The following is a 10,614-nucleotide window of genomic DNA, read 5'->3' as shown; positions in this document are numbered from 1 at the left end:
CGACGAACTGGTGGCCACCGCCGGGGGCGCCAAGTTCGTCATGGCGTGTACATGACCTTCGGTGCCGACCCGCGCCTGCTGCCCGACAGCAAGGCGGTGGTGGACGAGTTCCGCAAGTCCGGCACCGAGCCCGAAGGCTACACCCTGTATGCCTATGCGTCGGTCCAGGCGCTGGCTGCGGCCTTCAACGGGGCCAAGTCGACCAAGGGCGAAGAGGCCGCCAAGTGGCTCAAGGCCAACCCGGTGAAAACCGTGATGGGCGAGAAGAAATGGGACGCCAAGGGCGACCTGACGGTTTCCGACTACGTGGTCTACCAGTGGGACAAGGACGGCAAGTACCACCAACTGGAAAAACAAAAATAACAACGGCCGGCGCCTCGGGCCTTCGCTGCCCGGGGCGCGCCCCGGTTTTCTGCCGTACCTGTCTTTTCTCGTAGATCTGCACAACCCGGCGCCGCTTGGGCCGCTTCATCCGCGGTGCAACGTGGTCGGCGCTTGTGCAATCTCAAATACGTGAGATTGCGTTATGGATGGTATTTTCCTGCAGCAACTGATCAATGGGCTGACCCTGGGGTCGGTCTATGGTCTGATCGCCATCGGCTACACAATGGTCTATGGCATCATCGGCATGATCAACTTCGCGCACGGCGAGGTGTACATGATTTCCGCCTACCTGGCGGCAATCAGCCTGGCATTGCTGGCGTATTTCGGTATCGAATCCTTCCCGCTGCTGATGCTCGGGACGCTGATCTTCACGGTGGTGGTCACCGGTGTCTACGGCTGGACCATCGAACGCATCGCCTACAAGCCCCTGCGCAACTCCACCCGGCTGGCACCGCTGATCAGTGCCATCGGCATTTCGCTGATCCTGCAGAACTACGCACAGATCAGCCAGGGCGCCCGCCAACAGGGCGTACCCACGCTGCTCGAAGGCGCCTGGCGCCTGGAAGTGGGCACCGGCTTCGTGCAACTGACCTACACCAAGATCTTCATCCTGGTGGCGGCCTTCGTCGGCATGGCGGCGCTCACCTACATCATCAAGTTCACCAAGCTGGGGCGCATGTGCCGTGCCACCCAGCAGGATCGCAAGATGGCCTCGATCCTGGGCATCAATACCGACCGGGTGATTTCCTACGTGTTCATCATCGGTGCGGTGATGGCGGCCCTGGCCGGCGTGCTGATCACCATGAACTACGGCACCTTCGACTTCTATGCCGGCTTCATCATCGGCATCAAGGCCTTCACCGCCGCGGTGCTGGGCGGCATCGGCTCGCTGCCCGGGGCGATGCTGGGCGGCATCATCCTGGGCATTTCCGAGTCGCTGTTCGCCGGGATGATCAACTCCGACTACAAAGACGTGTTCAGTTTCTCGCTGCTGGTGCTGATCCTGATCTTCCGTCCCCAAGGCCTGCTGGGTCGCCCACTCGTGGCGAAGGTGTAAGTATGTCTGCTGCCAATAACGCTTCCTTCGATATCAAGCGCAGCCTGGTCGATGCGGTTCTTGCCGGGCTGATTTCCCTGATCGTGTTCGGCCCCATCGTCGGCGTGGTGCTCGACGGCTACAGCTTCAACCTGCAACCCACCCGCGTCGCCTGGCTGGTGGCCGGGGTGATGCTGGGGCGCTTCGCGCTGAGCCTGTTCCTTCAGACCAGCAAGGGCGCGGCCATCCTGCAGGGCTTCGAGAGCACCGGCTCCGGCGTGCATGTACTGGCGCCGGACTACACGTCGCGGCTGCGCTGGATCATCCCGGCGTTGATCGTGATCGCCATCGTGTTCCCGTTCTTCGCCAACAAATACCTGCTCACCGTGGTGATCCTGGGGCTGATCTACGTGTTGCTGGGCCTTGGCCTGAACATCGTGGTGGGCCTGGCCGGGCTGCTCGACCTGGGCTATGTGGCGTTCTACGCCATTGGTGCCTATGGCCTGGCGCTGGGCTACCAGTACCTGGGCCTGGGCTTCTGGACGGTGCTGCCGCTGGCGGCGATTGCGGCGGCGCTGGCCGGGTGCATCCTCGGCTTCCCGGTGCTGAGGATGCACGGTGACTACCTGGCCATCGTGACCCTGGGCTTTGGCGAGATCATCCGCCTGGTGCTCAACAACTGGCTGTCGTTCACCGGTGGGCCCAATGGCATGCCGGTGCCTTCGCCGACGTTCTTCGGCCTGGAATTCGGGCGCCGGGCCAAGGACGGCGGGGTGCCGTTCCACGAGTTCTTCGGCCTGGACTACAACCCCAACGTGAAATTCCTGTTCATCTACATCGTGCTGTTCCTGGTGGTGCTGGCGGTGCTCTACATCAAGCACCGGCTCACCCGCATGCCGGTCGGGCGCGCCTGGGAGGCGCTGCGCGAAGACGAGATCGCGTGCCGCTCGATGGGCCTGAACCACGTGCTGGTCAAGCTCTCGGCGTTCACCATCGGCGCGTCCACCGCAGGCCTGGCCGGGGTGTTTTTCGCCAGCTACCAGGGCTTCGTCAACCCGTCCTCGTTCACCTTCTTCGAGTCGGCACTGATCCTGGCCATCGTGGTGCTGGGCGGCATGGGCTCGACGGTCGGGGTGGTGATTGCCGCGTTCGTGCTGACCGTGGCGCCGGAGCTGCTGCGCAGCTTCTCCGAGTACCGCGTGCTGCTGTTCGGCGTGCTGATGGTGTTGATGATGATCTGGCGACCGCGGGGGCTGATCCGCATCAGCCGTACCGGTGTGGTCCCGCGTAAAGGAGTGGCGCCATGAGCGACGAAGTGATTCTGTCGGTCGACAACCTGATGATGCAGTTCGGTGGCATCAAGGCGCTCAGTGACGTGAGCCTGAAGGTCAAGCGTAACGCCATCTTCGCCCTGATCGGGCCCAACGGCGCGGGCAAGACCACCGTGTTCAACTGCCTCACCGGCTTCTACAAGGCCAGTGGCGGCAGGATCGAACTCAACCTGCGCGGCAGCCGCACCAACGTGATCCAGCTGCTGGGCGAGCGCTTCCAGGCGGCGACTTCGTGTCGCCGGCACGTTTCGCCAGCCGGCTGTACTACAAGATGTTCGGCGGTACCCACCTGGTCAACCGTGCGGGGCTGGCGCGCACCTTCCAGAACATTCGTCTGTTCAAGGAAATGTCGGTGGTAGAGAACCTGCTGGTGGCCCAGCACATGTGGGTCAACCGCAACCTGCTGGCCGGGGTGCTCAACACCAAGGCCTACCGCAAGGCCGAGAGCGACGCGCTGGACCATGCCTTCTACTGGCTGGAAGTGGTCGACCTGGTCGACTGCGCCAACCGCCTGGCCGGCGAGCTGTCGTACGGCCAGCAGCGGCGCCTGGAGATCGCCCGGGCCATGTGCACGCGGCCGCAGATCATCTGCCTCGACGAACCGGCGGCGGGCCTCAACCCGCAGGAGACCGAGGCGTTGAGCAAGATGATCCGCGTGCTGCGCGACGAGCATGACCTCACGGTGGTACTGATCGAGCATGACATGGGCATGGTAATGAGCATTTCCGACCATATCGTGGTGCTGGACCACGGCAACGTGATCGCCGAAGGCGCGCCGCAGGACATTCGCAACAACCCGACGGTGATCGCGGCCTACCTGGGTGCTGACGAAGAGGAACTGGTATGAGTGGGCCGATCCTCGAACTGAAGGACCTGGACGTGTTCTACGGGCCGATCCAGGCCTTGAAGAAGGTCTCGATGCACATCGACGAAGGCGAGACGGTGAGCCTGATCGGCTCCAATGGCGCGGGCAAGTCGACGTTGCTGATGTCGATCTTCGGCCAGCCGCGTGCGGCGTCGGGGCAGATCCTCTACCGCGGTACCGACATTACCCACAAGTCCTCGCACTACATCGCCTCCAATGGCATTGCGCAGTCGCCGGAGGGGCGCCGGGTGTTCCCCGACATGTCGGTGGAAGAAAACCTGATGATGGGCACCATCCCGATTGGCGACAAGTTTGCCGCTGAAGACATGCAGCGCATGTTCGAGCTGTTCCCGCGGCTCAAGGAACGGCGCAACCAGCGGGCGATGACCATGTCCGGTGGCGAGCAGCAGATGCTCGCGATTGCCCGTGCGCTGATGAGCCGGCCCAAGCTGTTGCTGCTGGATGAGCCGTCGCTGGGGCTGGCGCCGATCGTGGTCAAGCAGATCTTCTCGACGCTGCGCGAATTGGCCAGGACCGGCATGACCATCTTTCTGGTGGAGCAGAACGCCAACCATGCGTTGAAGCTATCGGACCGTGCCTATGTGATGGTCAACGGGCAGATCCGCATGACCGGTACGGGGCAGGAGTTGCTGGTGAACGAAGAGGTGCGCAACGCGTACCTGGGCGGGCACTGACGGCACGTAGCGCAACGGACCTCGGCTTGCCGGGGTCTTTTTTATGGGCCTGCGCGGCGTTGTGGAAAAGTTATTTGAAGCTGTGCAAGTGGCGCGACACAACGTCGCTCCAACCACTTGTTTTCACGGGTATTGGAGTTGTCCCCGTTTCGTGTGGAGGTGACTGTGGGTAACTTGGTAGTACCTGGCTGCAGGCCACGTAACATAAGGCTTGCAGCCTGCTGTTCATTTTTTGATCGGTGGTTTTTCTGACGCCTGCAAGCCTATTTGTCAAGGCTTTTATCGGGGCGTCATTTCCCTGGCCAAGGTGCTTCAAGGCCTGTGGATAAGTCTGTGGGCAAGCCTTGGAAAGAGTGGCGCAGGGGCCGTAGTTCAAGGCCTCGGGCCATCACCGACGTTATCCTTTGTCGACGTGCTCGGCGCCGTTGTTCAAATGACCCGCTCCAGGTCAAGCTAAATACTTGCAAAACCCCGCAGCAACCCCCGAAAGTCGCGGCCTCCAGCGTTGCGCAGTTGCCCCCAGTCTGTGTGCAAAGGCCTGTGGATAAGGTGCGTACAGCTTGCGCGGGGCCTTGTGCAGCAAGGCTTTCCAAGGTTTGTTCGTTTTTTGTACAGTTGATTTTCGGCTTGCTGCGCACTTGGCTGGCGGGGCATGCTGCACGCCCTGTCGTCCCATGACATTCGCGAGGATATTGCCATGACTTCCACCGTATTCATCACCGGCGCCACGTCCGGTTTTGGCGAGGCCTGTGCGCGTCGCTTCGCCCAGGCGGGTTGGTCGCTGGTGCTGACCGGTCGGCGCCAGGAGCGCCTGGAGGCGCTGTGTGCAGAGCTGTCGCAACACACCGAAGTGCACGGCCTGGTGCTCGATGTGCGCGACCGCAAGGCCATGGAAGCGGCCATCGAAGGGCTGCCGCCACGTTTCGCCAAGCTGCGCGGGCTGATCAACAACGCCGGCCTGGCGCTGGGCGCGGACCCTGCGCCCACGTGCGATCTGGACGACTGGGAAACCATGGTCGACACCAACATCAAGGGCCTGATGTACAGCACCCGCCTGTTGCTGCCGCGGCTGATCGCCCATGGGCGGGGCGCGACGATTCTCAACGTGGGGTCGGTGGCGGGCAACTACCCGTACCCGGGCAGCCATGTGTATGGCGGCACCAAGGCATTCGTCGGGCAGTTCTCCCGGAGCCTGCGCTGTGATCTGCAGGGCACCGGCGTGCGGGTGAGCAACATCGAGCCGGGGCTGTGCGAAAGCGAGTTCTCGCTGGTGCGCTTTGCTGGCGACCAGGCCCGTTATGACGCGACCTACGCCGGCGCCGAGCCGATTCAGCCGCAGGACATCGCCGAGACCATCTTCTGGATTCTCAACCAGCCGGCCCACATCAACATCAACAGCCTCGAGCTGATGCCGGTGAGCCAGGCGTGGGCGGGGTTCTCGATCGATCGTTCGAAGGCGTGAGGCCCGCTGGCCTACTGCGCAGGGGCCGTTTTCAGGCCATCGTAGTAGTGCTTGGTCTGGAGCAGCCCCTGCTCTTTGAGCAGGTCATTGATGGCATCGTGCAGCCCGGCGTCGGCATGGTCGGCTTTCTTCTCCAGAATGCGCTGCAGGCTCAGGTAGAAGTCGTGCTTGGCCTTGGTAAAGGCCTGCTTGTCGGGTTTGCTGATGCTTTGGTAGTCGGCGGTGTCTGCGATCAGTTTGCTCAGGTCCATGGTGGCGCTCCTTGCGTGACTGGAGCGCCGAATCTAGCAAGCTGCTGCTTTGGCGGATACTGGCATAAATGACAGGTGGGGCGAGTGGCCCCTTCGCCGCCAGGGCGTCAGACGACGCGCTGCAAGCCTTCCAGGCAGGTCGCCAGATGATACGGGGTGGTCGATGGCATATCGTGCCGGCTGACCGCGCCGCTGGCGTCGCGGCATTCATGCCAGCCACCGGCATGCAGGAAATTCTGCTGCAAGGCGTGCAACTGCGCCAGCACCTTGCCCGCGCTGTCGGGCCGCAAGGTCAGTGCGCGCAGGTACTCGGCCTGGGCCCAGATGCGCTGGGTGGCATCGCGCACGCTGCCATCGACATTGAGCATCGCCAGCACCGCGCCGTCTTTCACACCGCACTGCTCGGCATAGCCGAACGCCCGGCTCAGCGAGCCGTGCAGCGCGCTGCCACGCAGCAGCGGTGAGGACTCCAGCAGGTAGAACCACTCGAACTGATGGCCTGGCTCGAACCAGTTATCCACAGCCTCGCGCGGTTTTTCCAGCATGACCCCGTGGGCCGGGTCGATGAAGCGTGCCTGCAGGGCATCGGTGAGCTGCAGCAGTGCGTCCTGCACTCGCACGTCGTGGCGTACCGACAGGGTCGCCAGGAAGGCTTCGGCCAGGTGCATCAGCGGGTTCTGCAACGGCCCGCTGCCCAGGCTCGACCAGTCCTCGGCCAGGCTCGCTTCGTACAGGCCCTCGTCGCTGGCAAAGCGTTCCAGTACCACTTCGAGGGCGGCATTCAAGGTCGACTCGACCATCGGCTCGTTCACCTTGCCCCAGTAGTGCGCGCAGGCGAACACGATGAAGGCGTGGGTATACAGATCCTTGGTACGGTCCAGCGGCTTGCCCTGGGCGTCGATGCTGTAGAACCAGCCACCGTGCTCGGCGTCGTGGAAGTGGCGTTGCAGCGTACGCAGCAGGGCGCCAGCACGCTCGGCGGCGCCGGGCTGCTCGATGCGGCTGCTGAACAGGTACAGCTGGCGCGCGCAGGCCATCGCGCGGTAGCGCTGCACCGGCAGGGGCTGGTGCTGTGCGTCGAGGGCTTCGAATGGCAGCGCCATGTCTGCGTTCCAGCCCGGGCCTTGCCAGAGCGGCACGATGCGCTGGGCGAAGTGCTGCTGGACACTGTCGAGCAGGGCTGGGAGGTCAGGCTGGGCGGTACGAAGGTCGGGCATGGAGAGGCGTCGTCGCGATGGGCGTTTGTGGCGCATGGTAGCAGGAATTGCGGTTCGGCTTGAGGGCCCCTTCGCTGGCAAGCCAGCTCCCACAGGGTATTGTGAGCAGCGCAGAACCCTGTGGGAGCTGGCTTGCCAGCGAAGGGGTCAGCCGATATTCCCGAGCCCCTGCCAGTACTTGGCACCAACAAAGATGAAGCGCAACTGCTGGGTGATCTTGGCCTGCGCGCTCAATTGCCCCGCCGCCGGCTCATCCTGCGAGTCGATCAACTCGGGCAGGGTGGCGAATACGGTCTTGACCACCAGGTCCGCCATCACCCCCAGCGCTGCCTCGTCCAGGTGCTGCCAGCGCGGCATGCGCCCAAGGTCGGCGGCCAGGTCCGAGCTGATCGCTTCACGCAAGCTGGCAATCGCCTGGCGCACCGGCTGCGAACCACCGTACTGCTCGCGGGCCAGAAACAGGAACTGCGCGCGGTTGGCTGCCACCACATCGAGAAAGATGCGCACCGACGCATCGGTGATGCCACCCAGCTCGAATTCGTTGTGGCGCACCAGGCGGATGGTCTGGCGAAAGGTCTCGTCGACCTCGTTGACCAGGGCCAGGCCCAGTTGGTCCAGGTCGGTGAAGTGGCGGTAGAACCCGGTCGGCACGATGCCGGCGCTCCTGGCCACTTCGCGCAGGCTGATGCTGCCGAAGCCTCGGCCGCTTTCCATCAGGTGGCGGGCGGCATCCAGCAGGGCCTGTCGGGTCTGTTGCTTTTGTTCAGCGCGCGGCAGCATGGCGAGTATCGGTTCACAGTCAAACAGCCCTGCACTTTATTGTGTCGGCAGGTAAAAACAAAGCCCGGTCAATGCACCGGGCTTGGTGCCGCCACGCTGGCGCACAGGCTCAGCTCGACCGGCTGTTGCGTTCACGCAGGCGATCCGAGCCACCTTCGGCCACGCGTTTGCTACGTTCGATCAGGCGGTCAGAACCGCCTTCGGCCAGGCTGCCGAGCGGCTGGGAAGTGACTGTGGCGCTGTCGCGGGCCTCGGCAGACAGGTTCTGTTCGGTTGCCGGTACGGCGAAAGCGTTGACGGCCAGCAGGGACAGGGTAAGGCTGAGCAGCAATTGGCGTTTCATGGTCTGGCGCTCCTTGGGAGGGCTGGAAAGTGGGTACGGGGCCAATGCTACGCTTGGGCGTCAGATAGAAAAGTTCATAAACATAATGGTAACAATCGACGGCGTTGATAGTCCCAGCTGTTAAGTGCCACTGCTGTCATCAGGAGATTCGTGCAATGACGCGCCCCGCCAAGATCATTTCCTGGACCCTCGCCAGCCTGCTGCTGGTGCTGGCGGTCCTGGTCATCGTCATCGCCACCTTTGACTGGAACCGGGTCAAGCCGACCCTCAACGAAAAAGTCTCTGAAGCCCTGCACCGGCCCTTTGCGATCAACGGCAACCTCGCCGTGCGTTGGCAGCGCGAACCCGAAGAGGGTGGCTGGCGCGCCTGGCTGCCGTGGCCGCGATTCATTGCCGACGACCTGACCCTGGGCAACCCCGACTGGCTCAAAGAGCCGCAGATGGTCACGCTGCAGCGGGTCGAGTTCCGCCTGGCGCCCTTGCCGTTGCTGGCCCAGCGCATCGTCATCCCGCGCATCGACCTGAGCCTGCCGGCCGCCAGCCTCAAGCGCCTGGCCGACGGGCGTGCCAACTGGACGTTCGACGTCGGGGCCAAGGACGAGAACGCAGCACCGTCGAAGTGGGTGCTGGACATCGGCGCCATCGGTTTCGACAAGGGCCAGGTGAGCCTGGACGACCAGACCCTCAAGACCGCTGTGAAGGTCCAGATCGATCCGTTGGGCAAGCCCATCGCCTACCGCGACATCGTCGGCAAGGCCTCGGCCGACAAGGCTGCCACAGCGGGCGCTGCGCCCCAGGACTACGCCTTTGCGCTCAAGGTCGACGGCCGCTACAAGGGCCAGCCACTCAGCGGCACCGGCAAGATCGGCGGCTTGCTGGCGCTGCAGGATGCGAGCCTGCCGTTCCCGCTGCAGGCCGACCTGCGCATCGCCGATACCCGCATCGCGGTAGCCGGCACCCTGACCGACCCGCGCAACCTCGGCGCGCTGGACCTGCGCCTGCGCCTGGCGGGTGCCAGCCTGGGCAACCTGTACCCGCTGACCGGCGTGACCTTGCCTGATTCGCCGGCCTACGCCACCGACGGCCACCTGATCGCCAAGCTGCACGAGCCGGGTGGCGCGTTGTTTCGCTACGAAGGCTTCAACGGCAAGATCGGCGACAGCGATATCCATGGCGACCTGGCCTTCGTCGCCAGCCAGCCGCGACCCAGGCTCACGGGCAAGCTGGTGTCCAACCAGTTGCTGTTCAAGGACCTCGGGCCGTTGATCGGTGCCGACTCGAATGCCGAACAGAAAGCCCGTGGCGGCGCCAGCAAACAGCCTGCGGGCAAGGTGCTGCCGGTGGAAGAATTCCGTACCGAACGCTGGCGGGCCATGGATGCAGACGTCACCTTCAGCGGCAAGCGCATCGTGCACAGCGAGGAGCTGCCGTTCAAGGACCTGAACGCGCATGTCGTGCTCGACGATGGCGTGTTGCGCCTGGAGCCGCTGAGCTTCGGCGTGGCCGGTGGCAAGCTCGATGCGCAGATCCGCCTCGATGGCCGCGTGGTACCGATGCAGGGCCGCGCCCGGCTGACGGCGCGCAACTTCAAGCTCAAGCAGTTGTTCCCCACCTTCGAGCCGATGAAGACCAGCTTCGGCGCGCTCAACGGCGACGCGACATCAGTGGCCGTGGCAACTCGGTGGCGGCCTTGCTGGGCAGTTCCAACGGCGAACTGAAGCTGTTGATCAACGACGGCGCGATCAGCCGCGGGCTGATGGAGATTGCCGGGCTCAACGTGGGCAACTACGTGGTCGGCAAGCTATTTGGCGACAATGAGGTGAAGATCAACTGCGCGGCGGCGGACTTCGGCATCAAGGATGGCCTGGCCAGTACCCGTCTGTTCGTGTTCGACACCGAGAACGCGATCATCTACATCGATGGCACGGCCAACTTCGCCACCGAGCAGTTGGATCTGAAGATCAACCCTGAGTCCAAGGGCCTGCGCCTGTTCTCGCTGCGCTCGCCCCTGTATGTGCGGGGGCCGTTCGCCAAGCCCAGTGCCGGGGTGCAGGCGGTGCCGCTGGCGTTGCGTGGGGCGGGGATGGTTGCGTTGGCCGTTGCGGTGGCACCGGCGGCCGGGTTGCTGGCATTGGTGGCGCCCAGTGGGGGTGAGCCGAACCAGTGCACGCCGTTGCTGGAGCAGATGAAGGCAGGCAAGGCGCCCAAGACCGTGAAAGCTCGCTGAAAGAGCTTCGCTGGCAAGCCAGC

7 protein-coding genes and 4 pseudogenes are annotated in these 10,614 nt (G+C 63.8%); 7 read left to right on the top strand and 4 right to left on the bottom strand.

Translation table 11 applies throughout. The features are described 5' to 3' along the window. From G3436_RS13020 to G3436_RS12995, 6 genes and pseudogenes are all read left to right on the top strand, one after another. Window positions 1-363 (top strand): annotated as a pseudogene (locus G3436_RS13020) (ABC transporter substrate-binding protein); the annotation flags it as partial. A gap of 163 nt (window positions 364-526) precedes the next feature. Further along, complete coding sequence (locus G3436_RS13015; RefSeq protein ID WP_163945525.1) at window positions 527-1,441, top strand: ABC transporter permease subunit; 915 nt, start codon at window positions 527-529, stop codon at window positions 1,439-1,441. Between the two features lie 2 nt (window positions 1,442-1,443). Next, on the top strand, window positions 1,444-2,727 hold the full coding sequence (livM, locus tag G3436_RS13010) for a high-affinity branched-chain amino acid ABC transporter permease LivM (protein ID WP_163945523.1): 1,284 nt from the start codon (window positions 1,444-1,446) through the stop codon (window positions 2,725-2,727). Further along, window positions 2,724-3,598 (top strand): annotated as a pseudogene (locus G3436_RS13005) (ATP-binding cassette domain-containing protein). Before livM ends, G3436_RS13005 begins: the two are co-directional and overlap by 4 nt. After that, window positions 3,595-4,311: an ABC transporter ATP-binding protein gene (locus G3436_RS13000; RefSeq protein WP_163945521.1), complete on the top strand. Its 717-nt coding sequence runs from the start codon at window positions 3,595-3,597 to the stop codon at window positions 4,309-4,311. The pseudogene G3436_RS13005 and the gene G3436_RS13000 overlap by 4 nt, the downstream one beginning before the upstream one ends. 697 nt (window positions 4,312-5,008) lie before the next feature. Then, window positions 5,009-5,773: an SDR family oxidoreductase gene (locus G3436_RS12995; protein WP_163945518.1), complete on the top strand. Its 765-nt coding sequence runs from the start codon at window positions 5,009-5,011 to the stop codon at window positions 5,771-5,773. A gap of 11 nt (window positions 5,774-5,784) precedes the next feature. On the opposite strand, the gene G3436_RS12990 is transcribed toward G3436_RS12995, so the two are convergent. The 4 genes and pseudogenes from G3436_RS12990 to G3436_RS12975 all read right to left on the bottom strand — a co-directional run. Further along, window positions 5,785-6,024, bottom strand: coding sequence for a hypothetical protein (locus G3436_RS12990; RefSeq protein WP_163945515.1), 240 nt, complete (start codon window positions 6,022-6,024; stop codon window positions 5,785-5,787). Window positions 6,025-6,131: 107 nt separating this feature from the next. Then, complete coding sequence (locus tag G3436_RS12985) at window positions 6,132-7,241, bottom strand: AGE family epimerase/isomerase (protein WP_163945512.1); 1,110 nt, start codon at window positions 7,239-7,241, stop codon at window positions 6,132-6,134. A 147-nt stretch (window positions 7,242-7,388) separates the two neighbouring features. Continuing rightward, complete coding sequence (locus tag G3436_RS12980; protein WP_163945509.1) at window positions 7,389-8,021, bottom strand: TetR family transcriptional regulator; 633 nt, start codon at window positions 8,019-8,021, stop codon at window positions 7,389-7,391. A gap of 118 nt (window positions 8,022-8,139) precedes the next feature. Continuing rightward, window positions 8,140-8,364, bottom strand: a pseudogene (locus tag G3436_RS12975) (hypothetical protein); the annotation flags it as partial. A gap of 155 nt (window positions 8,365-8,519) precedes the next feature. On the opposite strand from G3436_RS12975, the pseudogene G3436_RS12970 reads away from it, so the two are divergent. Next, a pseudogene (locus G3436_RS12970) lies at window positions 8,520-10,591 on the top strand (AsmA family protein). Window positions 10,592-10,614 lie beyond the last annotated feature (23 nt).

Source organism: Pseudomonas brassicae (assembly GCF_010671725.1).
Taxonomy (GTDB): Bacteria; Pseudomonadota; Gammaproteobacteria; order Pseudomonadales; family Pseudomonadaceae; genus Aquipseudomonas; species Aquipseudomonas brassicae.
This window is presented reverse-complemented; position numbering and strand designations above follow the sequence as displayed.

Bases quoted from the DNA above. Each gene is read 5' to 3' on its own strand.
- G3436_RS13015 (WP_163945525.1), top strand. From the start codon at position 527: ATGGATGGTATTTTCCTGCAGCAACTGATCAATGGGCTGACCCTGGGG.
- livM (WP_163945523.1), top strand. From the start codon at position 1,444: ATGTCTGCTGCCAATAACGCTTCCTTCGATATCAAGCGCAGCCTGGTC.
- G3436_RS13000 (WP_163945521.1), top strand. From the start codon at position 3,595: ATGAGTGGGCCGATCCTCGAACTGAAGGACCTGGACGTGTTCTACGGG.
- G3436_RS12995 (WP_163945518.1), top strand. From the start codon at position 5,009: ATGACTTCCACCGTATTCATCACCGGCGCCACGTCCGGTTTTGGCGAG.
- G3436_RS12990 (WP_163945515.1), bottom strand. From the start codon at position 6,024: ATGGACCTGAGCAAACTGATCGCAGACACCGCCGACTACCAAAGCATC.
- G3436_RS12985 (WP_163945512.1), bottom strand. From the start codon at position 7,241: ATGCCCGACCTTCGTACCGCCCAGCCTGACCTCCCAGCCCTGCTCGAC.
- G3436_RS12980 (WP_163945509.1), bottom strand. From the start codon at position 8,021: ATGCTGCCGCGCGCTGAACAAAAGCAACAGACCCGACAGGCCCTGCTG.